Source organism: Brevibacillus sp. HB1.3, from assembly GCF_013186635.1.
Taxonomy (GTDB): Bacteria; Bacillota; Bacilli; order Brevibacillales; family Brevibacillaceae; genus Brevibacillus; species Brevibacillus brevis_D.
The window spans coordinates 287,619-302,807 of record NZ_JABMIT010000007.1 but is presented as its reverse complement, the minus strand read 5'-3'; the positions used below and the strand labels follow the sequence as shown (position 1 = coordinate 302,807).

Annotated in this window: 9 protein-coding genes, 14 tRNA genes and 2 riboswitches; of the genes, 22 read left to right on the top strand and 1 reads right to left on the bottom strand. The window is 48.4% G+C overall.

Features of this window, described 5'->3' with window-relative positions; translation table 11 throughout:
- Positions 1-4 precede the first annotated feature (4 nt).
- The 18 genes from HPY31_RS18510 (at position 5) to guaA (ending at position 7,950) form a co-directional block, all read left to right on the top strand.
- A tRNA-Ser gene (locus tag HPY31_RS18510) sits at positions 5-95 on the top strand.
- Positions 96-119: 24 nt separating this feature from the next.
- Positions 120-196: transfer RNA gene (locus HPY31_RS18505), tRNA-Met, on the top strand.
- An 8-nt stretch (positions 197-204) separates the two neighbouring features.
- Positions 205-289 (top strand) — tRNA-Leu (locus tag HPY31_RS18500).
- A gap of 14 nt (positions 290-303) precedes the next feature.
- A tRNA-Glu gene (locus HPY31_RS18495) sits at positions 304-377 on the top strand.
- A gap of 33 nt (positions 378-410) precedes the next feature.
- Positions 411-486 (top strand) — tRNA-Val (locus tag HPY31_RS18490).
- Positions 487-564: 78 nt separating this feature from the next.
- Positions 565-641, top strand: a tRNA-Met gene (locus HPY31_RS18485).
- A gap of 77 nt (positions 642-718) precedes the next feature.
- Positions 719-795: transfer RNA gene (locus tag HPY31_RS18480), tRNA-Asp, on the top strand.
- A gap of 35 nt (positions 796-830) precedes the next feature.
- Positions 831-906, top strand: a tRNA-Phe gene (locus HPY31_RS18475).
- Between the two features lie 18 nt (positions 907-924).
- A tRNA-Thr gene (locus HPY31_RS18470) sits at positions 925-1,000 on the top strand.
- Between the two features lie 4 nt (positions 1,001-1,004).
- A tRNA-Gln gene (locus HPY31_RS18465) sits at positions 1,005-1,079 on the top strand.
- A gap of 5 nt (positions 1,080-1,084) precedes the next feature.
- A tRNA-Lys gene (locus HPY31_RS18460) sits at positions 1,085-1,160 on the top strand.
- 68 nt (positions 1,161-1,228) lie between these two features.
- Positions 1,229-1,310, top strand: a tRNA-Leu gene (locus HPY31_RS18455).
- Positions 1,311-1,361: 51 nt separating this feature from the next.
- A tRNA-Gly gene (locus HPY31_RS18450) sits at positions 1,362-1,437 on the top strand.
- 7 nt (positions 1,438-1,444) lie between these two features.
- Positions 1,445-1,521 (top strand) — tRNA-Arg (locus HPY31_RS18445).
- Positions 1,522-1,717: 196 nt separating this feature from the next.
- Entirely contained in the window at positions 1,718-2,671 is a 954-nt protein-coding gene (locus HPY31_RS18440; protein WP_016740248.1) for an AAA family ATPase, read from the top strand.
- A gap of 14 nt (positions 2,672-2,685) precedes the next feature.
- The gene (locus HPY31_RS18435; RefSeq protein ID WP_172141899.1) at positions 2,686-3,891 is read left to right on the top strand and encodes a DUF58 domain-containing protein; all 1,206 of its coding nucleotides are present in this window, start codon (positions 2,686-2,688) and stop codon (positions 3,889-3,891) included.
- Between the two features lie 4 nt (positions 3,892-3,895).
- Positions 3,896-6,130 carry a transglutaminase TgpA family protein gene (locus HPY31_RS18430; RefSeq protein ID WP_172141898.1) on the top strand — a complete coding sequence of 745 codons (2,235 nt, stop codon included), beginning with the start codon at positions 3,896-3,898 and terminating at the stop codon, positions 6,128-6,130.
- 20 nt (positions 6,131-6,150) lie between these two features.
- Positions 6,151-6,253, top strand: a riboswitch (purine riboswitch).
- 158 nt (positions 6,254-6,411) lie between these two features.
- A complete protein-coding gene (guaA, locus tag HPY31_RS18425; RefSeq protein ID WP_172141911.1) occupies positions 6,412-7,950 on the top strand; it encodes a glutamine-hydrolyzing GMP synthase in 1,539 nt (512 codons plus the stop codon).
- 68 nt (positions 7,951-8,018) lie between these two features.
- Here the strand turns inward: guaA and HPY31_RS18420 are convergent, their stop codons facing one another.
- Positions 8,019-8,504: an NTF2 fold immunity protein gene (locus tag HPY31_RS18420; protein WP_172141897.1), complete on the bottom strand. Its 486-nt coding sequence runs from the start codon at positions 8,502-8,504 to the stop codon at positions 8,019-8,021.
- A gap of 138 nt (positions 8,505-8,642) precedes the next feature.
- Positions 8,643-8,744: riboswitch (purine riboswitch) on the top strand.
- 177 nt (positions 8,745-8,921) lie between these two features.
- Here HPY31_RS18420 and HPY31_RS18415 point away from each other — a divergent pair.
- From HPY31_RS18415 to HPY31_RS18400, 4 genes are all read left to right on the top strand, one after another.
- Positions 8,922-10,298 carry an NCS2 family permease gene (locus HPY31_RS18415; RefSeq protein WP_172141896.1) on the top strand — a complete coding sequence of 459 codons (1,377 nt, stop codon included), beginning with the start codon at positions 8,922-8,924 and terminating at the stop codon, positions 10,296-10,298.
- 294 nt (positions 10,299-10,592) lie between these two features.
- Positions 10,593-11,894 (top strand): histidine--tRNA ligase, encoded by a 1,302-nt coding sequence (locus tag HPY31_RS18410; protein WP_172141895.1) that lies wholly within the window; start codon positions 10,593-10,595, stop codon positions 11,892-11,894.
- Between the two features lie 59 nt (positions 11,895-11,953).
- On the top strand, positions 11,954-13,450 hold the full coding sequence (locus HPY31_RS18405; RefSeq protein ID WP_172141894.1) for a M1 family metallopeptidase: 1,497 nt from the start codon (positions 11,954-11,956) through the stop codon (positions 13,448-13,450).
- Positions 13,451-13,469: 19 nt separating this feature from the next.
- Positions 13,470-15,008, top strand: coding sequence for a M1 family metallopeptidase (locus HPY31_RS18400; RefSeq protein WP_172141893.1), 1,539 nt, complete (start codon positions 13,470-13,472; stop codon positions 15,006-15,008).
- Positions 15,009-15,189 lie beyond the last annotated feature (181 nt).

Sequence of the window (15,189 nt, the reverse complement as noted above, 5' to 3'; positions counted from 1 at the left end):
ATACGGAGAGTTACCCAAGAGGCCGAAGGGGACGGTTTGCTAAACCGTTAGTATGCGCAAGCGTAGCGAGGGTTCGAATCCCTCACTCTCCGCCATATGTTTTAATCTCATAGCTTTATGGCGGTGTAGCTCAGCTGGTTAGAGCGTTCGGTTCATACCCGAAAGGTCGGGGGTTCGATTCCCTCCGCCGCTACCATATTAGTTGCGGTCGTGGTGGAATTGGCAGACACACCATCTTGAGGGGGTGGCGGGGCGACCCGTGCGAGTTCGAGTCTCGCCGACCGCACCATACTTCATAATCTTGGCCCGTTGGTGAAGCGGTTTAACACAGCAGCCTTTCACGCTGTCATACAGGGGTTCGAATCCCCTACGGGTCACTTAGAAAATCCCTACATGTTTGTAGGTGATTTGGAGGCTTAGCTCAGCTGGGAGAGCATCTGCCTTACAAGCAGAGGGTCGGCGGTTCGATCCCGTCAGCCTCCACCACTTATATCAAAGGGCAAGGAAGGTCAGCTAGAAACGCCACGTCCTGTGGCAACACTGACACTCAGTCGTCCTGACTATCGCGGGATGGAGCAGCTCGGTAGCTCGTCGGGCTCATAACCCGAAGGTCGCAGGTTCAAATCCTGCTCCCGCAACCAAATTTTCTACTTGTACCTCGTTGAGTAATCATCAAGATCAAGTAGGAGCGGAGTGCCCATTGGGTGCAACCAAATATGGAGCTGTGGTGAAGTTGGAGTTCACGCCGGTCTGTCACACCGGAGGTCGCGGGTTCGAGTCCCGTCAGCTCCGCCATTTTTCTTAAAGAATGGCGAAGATCAATCATTAATGGCTCGGTAGCTCAGTCGGTAGAGCAGAGGACTGAAAATCCTCGTGTCGGCGGTTCGATTCCGTCCCGAGCCACCACTAATTAAATTTAACAGCGCCGGTATAGCTCAATTGGTAGAGCACCTGACTTGTAATCAGGGGGTTGTGGGTTCAAGTCCTATTGCCGGCACCACCATTGGGGTATAGCCAAGCGGTAAGGCAACGGACTTTGACTCCGTCATTCCTAGGTTCAAATCCTAGTACCCCAGCCATTTGCGAGCCATTAGCTCAGTTGGTAGAGCATCTGACTTTTAATCAGAGGGTCGAAGGTTCGAGTCCTTCATGGCTCACCAGTTTTTTTAGCTGAACAAGCAAAGCTGTGTGATAGTAATAGCAATGCCTTTTCTGTTCTAAGTAAAATGCGGGTGTGGCGGAATGGCAGACGCACCAGATTTAGGTTCTGGCGGGCAACCGTGGGGGTTCAAGTCCCTTCACCCGCACCATACTATGACAGAGAGCTTTGCCCTTAGTACGAACTTCATAAATTGTAACATGCGGACGTAGCTCAATTGGTAGAGCGTCGCCTTGCCAAGGCGAAGGTCGAGGGTTCGAGACCCTTCGTCCGCTCCATTTATTTGTGCCCTTAGCTCAGCTGGATAGAGCGTTTGACTACGAATCAAAAGGTCGGGAGTTCGAATCTCTCAGGGCACGCCATATTTCATATGAAACCGAAGAGTAGGAATAGATCCTACTCTTTTTTTTATAATAACTTGTGTATTTTTCCAAAATTTAAGTATTTTTTCCTTGTATCTCCTATTTGCATCCATTACTTTAGAATTACACTGAAAGCATGGAGGAACAGCTGTTACAAACCTGCGGCAGAATATCATGGAACAGGAGTTGTATCAAGATGAACCCTATCAAATTGGAACAAGTAAATCCTGCAATAGCTAGTTTAATCGATAATATAGAAAAAGTACTGATTGGTAAACGCTCTGCGATTGAACTGATGGTAGCGGCTGTTCTAGCGAATGGTCACGTTTTGCTCGAAGATGTACCAGGCGTTGGGAAGACCATGATGGTACGGGCATTGTCTAAATCAATCAGCGGCGAGTTTAAACGTATTCAATTTACCCCTGATTTGTTGCCAACGGATGTGACAGGGGTTGCTATCTTTAATCAAAAAAGTTTGGAGTTTGAGTTCCGTCAAGGACCGATTTTTGCAAATGTCATTCTTGCAGACGAAATCAATCGGACTTCGCCGAAAACGCAATCCGCACTCTTGGAAGCCATGGAAGAGCGCTCGGTAACAATTGATGGTGCTACGTATCGATTGGCAGAGCCGTTTTTTGTGATGGCTACGCAAAACCCATTAGAGTATGAAGGGACCTTCCCATTACCTGAAGCTCAATTGGACCGATTTATTATGCAAGTAAGCTTGGGATATCCAACGGTAGAGGAAGAAATGCGGATGCTGTCTAGATTCTCGGCAGCGAATCCATTGGAAGAACTTCAGCCGGTTATGACCACTGCCGAGCTTGCGGAACTTCAACGCCAGGTATCAGCGATCAAAGTTTCGGAAGGAATAAAAGAATACATCGTGCGTCTATGTCATCGTACGCGTGAGCATCATCATATTTATCTAGGTGTGAGCCCGCGCGGTTCTCTTGCTCTTTTCCGGGCTGTTCAGGCGTTGGCTTTCGTTCGTGGACGTGACTATGTCATTCCAGATGACGTGAAGGAACTCGTTCCAGTAGTGTTTGCACACCGTATGATTGTGAAACCAGAAGCAAGACTGGAAGGAGCAACCGTAGATCGGGTGTTGGCTATGATCTTGTCTGAGACCCGTGTCCCGGTAAGCTAAGGCGGTGATTGCAGATGAGACAGCAAAGGTGGGGTAAGCTCAAGGCGATCGCATTAGTCCTGGTCACTTATGTATTCGCAAAATTTCAAGGTGGCTTCTCAAGCTGGTTTCTTTTCTATAGTAGTTTGGTGTTTCTCCTATATGAAATTGTCGCTTATGTACTAATGTTCACGAAGCTAGAAGTCGAGCGTGAACTAGATCGCAATCGTCTGCAGGATGGGGAAGATGTCATTGTAACGATACGTTTGCGCCGGAGGATTTGGTTTCCGCTGGGCTGGAATATGATTATGGAGCCTTTGCCGGCGAGGCTGGCTGGCGTGTATGAGCCGCATCGACAACTGATATTCCCGTGGTTCAAAAGGGAAGTCGAGTTTCGTTATGTCATACCTAATGTACCGAGGGGATACTATCGTCTCGATGAATGTGTAGTGAGCGGCGGGGATTTCTTTGGGTTTTTTGAGCGCCGCAAAGTTTATTCGATTTCTCAGGAGTTTCTCGTTTATCCAAAATACAAAGAATTGACCCATTGGGCCTTGGGTGACGGGAGCTTCAGTGGGACGGTGCATGTCTCCCATCGTCGCTCTGATGACGTTGCAGCAGTACGGGGCGTAAGAGACTATCATCGGGGCGATCGGTTGAGCCAAATTCATTGGCGAGCGTCTGCACGGGGGACGGGTCTGAAGACGAAGGAATTTGAGCATCAGGCAATGAATCAGGCTGTCTTTTTCCTTGATGTGGAGAAGGTGAGCTACCAGGGGAAGCCTGTGCACTTGTTCGAAACAGCGGTGAAGCTGGCCGCCAGTCTGATCGCTTACGCCAATCGGAATCAATACCATTATGGACTCGTGTACAAACAAACAGATCGCATATCGATACCACCAGGTCTGTCCCATGCCCATTTCCTCAGAGTTTTTGATCAATTAGCTCGTGTAGCGCCTGAAGGACAAGAGTTATTTGCAAAAATTGTGGGAAGAGAAGCATTGGAGCAGCCTCAAGGTGTCACTTTGATTATTATTACACCGCATGTAGAAAAAACGTTGATCAGTCGTTTGGTCACACTCGCTCAAAAAGGCAGACGGGTGCAGTTGTTTCTCATGCAGAACGAGTCAACCATTTCGCATGAACAAAAACAAGCGTTGCAGCTGCTTGGCGCAAACAAAGTAACATGTACGTCTATTCACATGGATGATCAAGAGTGGAAACGGATTGGAGGTGCATAGACTCATGAGCGTTTGGAGGCGTCCAACGATTTGGGAATGGGTCTTGGCCCTTTTTCTGTTCCTGATGTTACGAGAGTGGCTCATTCCTCTACAGACATTAACCGATACGGGCATTCTGTGGCCGTTTTATGCAATTGTGGGTGGAGTCATTATCATTGACCTGCTGATTCCTTATCGGTGGTTAACCCTGCCAATCAAGGCACTGGGGCTAATGGTGCTTTTGCATGCTACATTATTTGACAAACCGTTTTTTGACTCGGAATGGATTGCTCAATTGTACGGGCAGATGATTCACGATATTCCGTTAGCGTTTCAACAGGATTGGGCCAGCATGTCGATCTTGTCGCGGAATACAATGTTTGATCTCGTCCTGGTGCTGTTAGCGACGATGTTAACGTACCTTGTGCTGGAACAACGGCAAGGCTTATGGTTTGTCTTTTTGACGGAACTGTATTTGGCTGTATTGGATACCTTTCTCCCGTATGATGCCAGTGCAGGGGTTGTACGGACGCTGATTATTGGTTTCCTGATGCTGGCCATTAGCCATCTGATGAAGATGATGAACATGGCAACACTTGCAGGGAAGAGAAGCAGAATCATGCTCAACTCCCTCCTAGCTTCGGTGTTGGTCATTATGGCGTGCATCAGCATCGGTTATGCTGCACCGAAGTCAGGACCGTCATGGCCTGATCCGATCGCCTTTTTAACAGGGAAAGGGAAAGATACCCCTGTTGGTGTGATGAAAAAAGTAGGATACGACAACAACGATGAACGGTTGGGCGGTCCTTTCCTGCAAGATAACACATTAGTGTTTATTGCAAAGACGAACGAGCACAGCTATTGGCGCGGCGACTCGAAGGACGTGTATACGGGAGTTGGCTGGGAAAAAGGCGATAGAGAGTATGAGTCAATCCTGGACCCGCAAACCTATACATGGGAGAATACGCTGTTCCAAGGGCTTGAAACGAAGAAGGTTCAAGCTACATTAGAATTTAAAGGCCCGCAGCAATTCCCGACTGTCTTTTATCAAGGTCAGCTGAAAAAGGTGAGCAATTATGCGCCACCAGAGGCAACCGTGGTTTATGACAAAATGAATCAGCAGCTCGAAGTACGGGCGGGAAAAATCAACTTGGTTCAGCTGAGTGAGAAAAACGGTCGGCCAGAGTACGGTCCCAATCCGCTTTTGCTCAAACTGAATCAATACAAGGTCGAGACAGAAGTACCGATTGTCAGTGAAAAGGCCGTGACGAATGCGGGGACGAACTATCCGGATGATATCAAAGAGCGCTACTTGCAAGTGCCAGCTTCGGTTCCTCCGCGAGTAAGAGAGCTCGCTGCAACGATTACCAAGGATGCGAAGACTCCTTATGACAAAGTGAGAGCGATCGAGAATTACTTGCGTGCAAGTGGAAAATATAAGTATGAAACGAAAGACGTTCCTGTCGCTCCAGAAGGTCAGGATTTTGTCGATCACTTCTTGTTTGACAGCCTTCGAGGATACTGTGACCATTTTTCCACTTCGATGGCGATTATGCTTCGTACTCTGGATATCCCGACACGTTGGGTCAAGGGCTTCGCACCTGGTGAACGAGTGGGAACGGATGCGTTTAACTACGAGACTGTAGAAGTGCGCAACAAAGATGCTCACTCGTGGGTAGAGGTATACTTCCCGGGGGTCGGTTGGGTTCCGTTTGAAGCGACAAGTACATTCATGTCACCTGTTCGTTTTAATTATGATCTGGTCACCTCAAAGCCGGAGATCCCTGTTCCGTTGCCAAATCTGGCGAATCAAACGGACAGCGATCGTGGGAATGGGCGTTTCAATGAGCTGGAAGAGGGCGACAGCCCAGCAGGGAGTGGGATTAAAATTCCTTGGCAAGTAAACGCGGGATTGGCTGTAGTCGTTGTCGCGGCAGGTATTATTCTGTGGCGCCGCAAACAAGACATCCAGCTATGGTGGATGCGTAGGCAGCTGAATCAAGAGCGAAGCAGTGAGTTCCCGGATCGGTACCATTTGCTAATGCGGATGATGGAGCGAGTCTACACGCGCAGACAGCCAGGAGAAACGTTGCGGGAGTACGTAGGCAGGATGACCCTGCCGGCAGACAAGCGACAAGACCTGCGCTATTTGACGGAGCTGTACGAACGTACCGTGTATGGCTATAAACAAATGGAACAAAATGCGAGAACAATAGCAGAGCAAATACTCGAACGGTTAATCCGTCAATTGAAGCCTTGAACAATGCCGTTCCATCTGCTAGAATGACGATCAATGAGACTCGTATAATGATCAGGAATAGGGCCTGAAAGTTTCTACCGCTAGACCGTAAATTTGGCGACTACGAGGAGAGCACATCGGATTTTTGTACATGCAAACCGCACATGTGTACACAAGCTGGGACGTTGCCTCCGTATTGTTTATCGGAGATAGCAGTCCCGGCTTTTTTGCAAATATGCGACAACTTCGCATGGCATGCCGACACTTGCACGTCCTGTATGTTACAGGAGAAGGGGGATATGATGGACAAGTCAATGGAAATGGTCGTCGTACTCGATTTCGGAGGCCAGTACAATCAGTTGATCGCGCGTCGTGTACGCGATCTGGGTGTTTATAGTGAACTGATTCCGTTCAATACACCTGTAGAAAAGATTAAAGAGATGAATCCAAAAGGGATTATTTTCTCTGGCGGACCTGCTAGCGTGTACGAAGAGGGAGCACCAACTGTAGACCCTGCAATTTTTGATCTGGGCTTGCCTGTATTGGGTATTTGCTACGGAATGCAGTTGATGAGCCATTTGACGGGCGGAAAAGTAGAACGCGCGGGTAAACGTGAGTACGGAAAAGCTGAACTGCGTATGCAGCAAAAACACGGCTTGTACGACAAATGGGATACAAGCGAAATCGTGTGGATGAGCCACTCTGACAAAGTAGTGGAGCTCCCAACCGGATTTGTCATTGATGCGGTAAGCGACAGCTGCCCGGTAGCTGCAATCAGCAACATTGAGCGCCAGCTGTACGGCGTACAGTTTCATCCAGAAGTAGTTCATACCCAAAAAGGTACAGAGTTCATCGGAAACTTCCTGTTCAACATTTGTGGATGTGAAGCGAATTGGAGCATGACGACGTTCATCGAGGACGAGCTGGTTCGCATTCGTGAAACAGTCGGCAACAAGCAAGTACTGTGTGCGTTGAGCGGCGGTGTGGATTCTTCTGTAGTAGCAGCGCTGATTCACAAAGCGATTGGCGATCAATTGACATGCATGTTCGTTGACCACGGTCTTCTGCGCCAAGGGGAAGCAGAAGGGGTAATGGAGACATTCGGTGAGAAATTCTCCATGAAAGTAATCAAGATCGATGCTCGCGAGCGTTTTATGAGCAAGCTCAAAGGTGTATCTGACCCAGAGCAAAAGCGCAAAATCATCGGTAACGAGTTCATTTATGTATTCGATGAGGAAGCAGCGAAGCTGACAGATATGGACTTCTTGGCACAAGGTACGCTGTACACCGATATCGTAGAGAGCGGAACAGCTACTGCACAAACAATCAAATCGCACCACAACGTAGGCGGTTTGCCAGAAGATATGAAGTTCACATTGATTGAACCATTGAAAACATTGTTCAAAGACGAAGTACGCAAACTGGGTACCGAGTTGGGCTTGCCAGATGAGATTGTTTGGCGTCAGCCATTCCCAGGACCAGGCCTCGGCATTCGTGTTTTGGGTGAAGTGACGGAAGAAAAACTGAAGATCGTTCGTGAATCCGATGCGATCTTGCGTGAGGAGATTGCCAAGGCAGGTCTTGATCGGGAAATCTGGCAGTACTTCACGGCTTTGCCAAACATGACGACCGTAGGTGTAATGGGAGATGTTCGTACGTATTCTTACACCGTAGGGATTCGTGCAGTAACGTCCATTGATGGTATGACTGCTGACTGGGCACGCATTCCGTGGGATGTATTGGAGAAAATCTCTGTGCGTATCGTGAATGAAGTAGACAATGTAAATCGCATTGTGTATGATGTAACGTCCAAACCACCAGCAACGATTGAGTGGGAATAGGAACAAAAAATGACTCTCTTTTATTTGCGTGATTTGCGAATAAAAGAGAGTTTTTTTATAATCAAGAATTATTTCGTTCCGTACATCATGAGAAGTTTTCCATTTTCTTTTGCAAGAGCAATATAAATGACCCCGCCTAGCCATCCCGGAGGAAGCGTTCCTTCAATAATCCAAGCTTCTGCAATAGGGTTGTAGCTAATAGCGAAGGGAGTTTCCTTCAAAAACTGAGAATAGTGCTCCGCTAAATAGGAGAAGATTGCCGTTGCAACTGCATGTTCATCTGTAAGCTCACCGAAAGCAAAGTCATCCCCAAACCGATCTTGCTGGAGAAGACTGTCACGATCAGCGAAATAGAGTTCAAACCTCCCAATTAAATTCTCATCATACAAATCACGTTCCACAAAGCCATATTCGATGACTTTTTCCTTTTGATGAACGTTGTGCTTGCTCTTTTTCTTATCGTCGACCCGTACGGTGATTCGATTGACTCGAAGCCGGTCACGCTCTCGTTCCTGCTCCGCTATGATTTGCTCCCAAGCATCCATATAGCTCATTTTGGATCTCCTCCATCTAGTTATGAAGTATAACACAGGCCCTTTCAGGAAAATATCCGGATATTAAACTCCATTTAAAAATTAATGTTCGTATTTTCGTTGACATTCCCTATGTCACCTGATACACTTCTCAATGTGAGCAGGTAATATAGGAAGGTTCGTATATTCTTGAGAATATGGCTTAAGAGTTTCTACATGGTCGCCGTTAACGACCTGGCTACGAACAAAATGTCATCGGGATCAGATTTTGTTATTATATTTGGAATTATTCCCGAAGTGTTTTGTTTGACGGCCAGGCGCATGATAAGAGCGTCCGGGCCTTTTTTTGTGAAAAACGTCTCGACGTTTTTCGTTTACGGTCGGAAAAAAACAGTTAAACTATTTTTTGCAACAAGATTAGTATGGGGGGACTTATAGGTGCGGAAGTATTTCGAGTTTGACAAGCTAGGCACCAATTACCGACGCGAAATTATCGCGGGTATCACTACCTTTTTGGCAATGGCGTATATCTTGGCTGTCAATCCGTTCATTCTCAGTGGTGCGGATCTGCCGCCAGATTTGAAAGCAAATTATCCTGCATTTGGGGCTGTCTTTACCGCAACGGCTTTGGCTGCTGCTCTCGGTACACTGTTAATGGGTATTTTTGGACGTTTGCCGATCGGTCAAGCTCCGGGAATGGGTTTGAACGCATTTTTTACTTATACAGTCGTTCTGACGATGCAAATTCCTTGGCAACAGGCTTTGGCTGGCGTATTTCTTTCTTGTACGATCTTTTTGATTCTGTCCCTGACAGGGGTTCGTGAAGCGATCATCAAAGCGATTCCACAAAGCTTGAAGTACGCAGTTTCGGCAGGGATTGGACTTTTTATCGCGTTTATCGGTTTGAAAAACGCAGGTATCATCGTAGCCAATGATGCCACCTTCGTAGCACTGGGACATCTGACCTTCTATCACGAGGGCATGAAGCCGGAAGCAATTTTGGCAGCGAAAAATGCATTACTTGCTGTGTTTGGTCTGATCGTGACGGTCATTCTGCTTTCTCGCAAAGTCAATGCAGGTATCTTTATCGGGATGTTGATTACGGCGATTACCGGGATGTTTTTCGGACTGGTGAATCTGCCTGAGCAAGTCGTTTCTGCACCACCTAGCCTTGCTCCTACATTCGGTGCTGCGTTCGAATATCTCGGTAATCCATCCACTTTGTTCACCGTGAACATGCTGATTGTTGTGTTGACATTCTTGTTTGTAGACTTTTTCGATGCCACAGGTACGCTCTTGGGTGTAGCAAGCCAAGCGGGGTTGCTCCGCGAAGACGGCAACTTGCCACGTCCAGGAAAAGCACTAGCTTCTGATGCAATTGCAGGTATGGCAGGTGCGGTACTCGGTACATCTACCACTACAGCTTACGTTGAGTCGACAGCAGGGGTGGCGGCAGGCGGACGCTCTGGATTTACCGCAGTTGTTACAGGGATTATGTTCCTTCTGGCGTTGTTCTTCTCACCGCTTCTTGCGATTGTCACACCTGCGGTTACGGCACCAGCGCTCATTATCGTCGGTGTGCTGATGGCTTCTCACATTGCAAAAGTGGCTTGGGATGATCTGGATGAAGCGTTCCCTGCGTTCCTGACGATTTTGTTGATGCCATTGACTTACAGTATTGCAACAGGTATTGCGACAGGCTTCATCGTTTATCCAGTGATGAAGGTAATGAAGGGTAAGGCTCGCGAAGTGCATCCTGCGATGTACGTGCTGTTCTTCGTTTTCCTGGCGTACTTCATCTGGTTGCGCGAATAGGATTTTTTGGGAATGAGGCTCCTCGTCTACTGGACGGGGAGCTTTTTTTGCGCTATGATAGGAAAAATCTTTTTTCACGGAAGGATGGACCGATTCCCATGACAGGTCTAAACATGTTCCTTCAACAGCATCACCACACGTAGAGCGTTTGTATCTTCGGAAATTTTTCCGCAGGTGCAAGCGCTTATTGTGCTTCGTGCCTGCGGTGGTGTATTTAGGAAGCCATGCGGGCAAGAAGTTGCCTTGCATGGCTTTTTTGGTTTTCTCAATCTGATAAAAGAAAGGATGTTATTCATGGAAAACGAAGTATTAAAAACGGTAAAAGGCACAAAAGATTTCATGCCGCAGGAACAGATGCAACGAAACTGGATACGACGGACGCTCGAGGCTGTATTTGAGACATACGGCTGCAAGCCATTGGAGACGCCTATGTTGCAGCACTACGAATTGCTGGCATCCAAGTACGGCGGCGGGGATGAGATCTTGAAGGAAGTGTATCGTTTGAACGACCAAGGAGATAGAGAGCTCGGCCTTCGCTATGATTTGACTGTACCGTTGACAAAGGTAGTGGGCATGAATCCTGAGATGCGGATGCCGTTCAAGCGGTATGAGATCGGAAAAGTATTTCGGGACGGTCCAGTAAAAACAGGACGTTTGCGTGAATTTATTCAATGCGATGTCGATATCGTGGGAACGACATCGGTGCTGGCTGAAGCAGAATTGCTCAGTATGGCGTTTGAGGCATTCAAGCGGCTGGGGCTCGACGTGTACATTGAGGTCAACAACCGCAAGCTGTTATCCGGGGTGCTTCAGGAGCTGGGAGTTCCCGTAGAGCGGGCCGGGGATGTCATGCTGTCGCTGGATAAGCTCGAGAAAATTGGCGTGGACGGAGTGCGTGATGACTTGCGGGAGCGAAACGTCGAGGAGTCACTCGTTTTGGCGATTACGTCTTTCCTGCAAGAAGGTGTGATTACCCTGGATCTGTTGACAGAGCGCTTTACATCCCCGTTAGTTCAGGAAGGGATTCGGGAGCTGCGCGATATGCTTGCTTATGTAAAAGGAGCGGGTGTGGAGGGGGAGCTTCGGTTCTCGCCATTTTTGGCAAGAGGCTTAGGGATCTACACTGGGATTGTGTATGAGATCTTTTTGCAGGATGGAAGTATGACGTCCAGTATCGGTAGTGGGGGACGTTACGATCAGATCATCGGACGGCTTTTGGATGATGGAAGAGAGTATCCCGCTGTCGGGATTTCGTTTGGATTGGATGTCATTCTTGCAGCGCTGGCAAATCGAAACACGGAGCAGCAGAGAACTGCCGATGTACTCGTCATTCCCCTCGGGACAGAAGCATCTAGTCTTGGCCTGGCCAATCGATTGCGCGAGAGCGGTATCAGAGTCGAGCTGGAGCTGACAGGGAGACGACTGAAAAAAGCACTCGATTATGCAAACAAAGAAGGCTTTGCTTTTGCCTTGATCTATGGGGAAAACGAAGTGAACAGCGGGCAGGTCGTTGTACGAGATATGCGAGAAGGAACGGAACAGCCGGTTCCTTTGGAGTTGGTTGAAAAGTGGCTGTCCGACAAGCTATCAGGGTAAAGAGGAAAGATAGTCTTTTTCTTCCATTTTTTGTACAGTAGAGAAAAGGGGGAGATGGCGTGAAGAAATGGGTCTCACTGGTCGGTTGTAGCTTATTGTTTTTGACGTGGATGTTGCCTGTAAATGCTGAGGAGGGTACTGCGCTTATGCGTAAACCCCTCTATCAGGCTGATGTGCGAATTGATCCTATCAAGAAAGAAGTAGCAGGAACCGTAACGATTACCTTTTGGCCAAAAGACCCTACTCGTGCCTATCTCCATCTTTACCCGAACGTATTTACAGAAGAGCATCAAGGCATGCTATGGGAGGAACTTTTAGGCAATGGTCCAACGCTTGGCACATACACTAATAAAAAGCTACTGGTCGATGGCGTCGCGGTTGCCAGTAAACAAACGAAAGACCTGAACATATTCGAAGTGCCTCTAGAAGGACAGACGGGTCCACGAACGATCGAGATGGAGTTCGAGATGACTCTTCCGCGAAACGACGGCAGGATGTCGTACGATGACCATTCACTCTGGCTGGGGAACTGGCTCCCGGTTCTTGCGGTGTACGACAAGGAAGGCTGGCATCTCGATCCGTACGAGCCTGTCGGTGATCCGTTTTATAGTGAGAACGCAGATTATGAGGTGAACGTGACGCTGCCAAAAGAGTATCAGCTGGCGAGCACAGCGCCTGACATGGCTGCGAAACAGGTTTTTACTCGTAAGGGAGAAAAGACGATACAGCTCGGTGCAGAAAATGTGAGGGATTTTGCCCTCGTCGTTATGGATGCCTCTTATCAGCAAACGGAAACAAAGGTGGGCGAAACAGTCGTCCGAACATGGTGGCGGAAAACAGATGATCCGAAAACTGCTGAGCAGATTCATGAAGCAGCAGCGAAGTCACTCGCCTATTTTCATCATCAATTGGGCGCCTACCCCTATACCGAATACGATGTGGTAAGAACCGGTGGCGCGATAAATGGAATGGAGTACCCAGCATTGGTCTTTCTCGATGGGCGTCATTTCTTGTCTGGGGAAGAAACAGGTATCGTCACTGTTGTCCATGAGACGGCACATCAGTGGTTTTACGGATTACTCGGAAATAATCAGGTAAAGGAAGCGTGGCTGGATGAGGGATTCACAGAGTACGTGACGCTCTCATACTTATCTCAGCAAGACCCGCTGTTGGGAGCAGAACGGGTGCGCAGACGGCTGGGGCAGGGTACCTCTGTTCAGTATTACGTGGTAGAGGGACAACGCCCTTGGCAAGCGCTGTCTGCATTTCCAAATAATCAGAGTTATAGCGATCTCGTTTATTCACGTCCGTCCTCGATGCTGTGGCTATTGCAGGGGGCGTGGGGGGAAGAAAGGGTACATGACGTTTTAAAGCAGTATGTCGAGAAGTACCGTTATCAGGTGGTGACCGGAGAAGAATGGGGAGCCTTTCTATCTGAGATTTCTGGAGAAGATGCGGGTGCTTTCTTGGACTATTGGTTGAAAGTAGACATGTCCCAGCAGGAACAGGCAGCTGCTTGGCTAGAGCGCCAACGACTCAAGCATCAGAAGAAGTAATCGAAGGCAGGGGATCACGATGTGGCGGAAGCATTGGGTGGTCATCGTCGCAGTAGGAGTCGTTTTGACTGTATTCTTGAACATCCGGCCTGGGACAGGGCAGGCTGGCGTAGATGCTCAGGAGATTGTGCCGATTGATCACAGGCAGGCTACAGTCACTTACAAGGCTGACGTACAAATCGATATGAACAAGCACGTGGTGAAAGGCATGCTGACGGCTCGTTTTGTCCCCCAAGATGACCAAGCTTTTTTTCATTTATATCCCAATGCTTTCTCTGCAAATGCTGCTCTCAGAGGAGAGAACTGGGAGGCTGTGCTGGGCAAACAACGTGAGCCTGGGGGTATTAAGATAAGCGAAGTACGGGTAAATGGTGAAAGTGTCGGCGTACAGTATGCAGGAAAGACCAATACGCTTTTACAAGTGCCCCTTCCTGCAAGAGCTTCGTCTGCTGAGACGGTGGTTGAGATGAATTTTCAGCTCGAGGTTCCTTTTAACAATGGGAGAATGTCTTACCATGATCATGCGATGTGGCTAGGCAATTGGCTGCCGATCCTGGCGGTCAAGGATGCAGGAGGCTGGCGGCTCGATCCTTATTCCGCGATAGGTGATCCTTTTTACTCGGATGTGGCGAATTATCATTTACGTGTGCAGTTATCAGAGGGGTACCAGCTTGCTACGAGTGGATTGGAGAGTGTAGCTGTCATCACCGAGACGAGACCGCAACGGTTAAAAATCTATGAGGTGGACGCATGGAACGTTCGGGATTTTGCTCTTGTCGTCATGGACGATACCTACCAGCCTATATCTGGTAAGGTCGGAGAAACCATCGTACGTACGTGGGTGCAGAAAAGTGATGACCCGCAAAACGTAGAACGAATCCATGAGACTGCCAGGGAGTCTCTCGACTATTACGGAAAACAGTTCGGAGTGTATCCGTATAAGGAATACGATGTTGTCAAAACAGGCGGCTTCTTTGGTGGCATGGAATATCCGGGCCTCGTTTTTATTGCCCAGGAGTATTTTGACCGTAGCGATGCTATGGGGGAAGCGATCGTAGCGCATGAGACGGCACATCAGTGGTTTTACGGGTTGGTCGGAAACGATGAGGTGCGAGAGGCGTGGCTGGATGAGGGACTGACGGATTATGCGACGATGGTATTTTTGCAGCAAAAGTCTCCCATGCGTTCACAAGCGTATATTCAGATGCGGCTAGGCCAAGCACGTGCAGCGGAAGGATATGCGAACCAGGGAGTCACTGCAAAGTCGTCCGTGGAGGCTTTTCCAGACTGGAGGAGCTATAATGACCTCGTCTACGGACGAGCGGGTGCCATGTGGTGGAACTTGAAAGAAGAATGGGGAGTCGAACGACTGCATCAGGTGTTGCGTCAATATGTACGAGATCATCAATACAAGCAGGCGAACGGGGAGCAAATCAAAGCGCTATTGACTACAGCTACCGGGGCGGATGCCAGTCCCTACATAGATTATTGGCTTCAGGTCGAGCTAGAGAAAGCCGAAGCGGCCAACAATTGGGTGGAAAAAGGCAAACACGAATAATTCTTGATTTATCATTTTTAAATGTTCGGAAACGAGGTTGACAGGCAAACTTTCTCCCTGCTACACTGAATACGTTGAGAGAAAACGAGTTCGAATAGCCCAGGCGATGAGAGCGGCGCGAAAAGCCGTTAGTCGGTTGGGTTTTCTTCTGATGTTACAAAACGTAGGGGGCGAATGGTTC

Coding starts and splice junctions, on each gene's coding strand:
- HPY31_RS18430 (WP_172141898.1), top strand. CDS start 3,896: ATGAGCGTTTGGAGGCGTCCAACGATTTGGGAATGGGTCTTGGCCCTT.
- guaA (WP_172141911.1), top strand. CDS start 6,412: ATGGACAAGTCAATGGAAATGGTCGTCGTACTCGATTTCGGAGGCCAG.
- HPY31_RS18440 (WP_016740248.1), top strand. CDS start 1,718: ATGAACCCTATCAAATTGGAACAAGTAAATCCTGCAATAGCTAGTTTA.
- HPY31_RS18420 (WP_172141897.1), bottom strand. CDS start 8,504: ATGAGCTATATGGATGCTTGGGAGCAAATCATAGCGGAGCAGGAACGA.
- HPY31_RS18435 (WP_172141899.1), top strand. CDS start 2,686: ATGAGACAGCAAAGGTGGGGTAAGCTCAAGGCGATCGCATTAGTCCTG.
- HPY31_RS18410 (WP_172141895.1), top strand. CDS start 10,593: ATGGAAAACGAAGTATTAAAAACGGTAAAAGGCACAAAAGATTTCATG.
- HPY31_RS18400 (WP_172141893.1), top strand. CDS start 13,470: ATGTGGCGGAAGCATTGGGTGGTCATCGTCGCAGTAGGAGTCGTTTTG.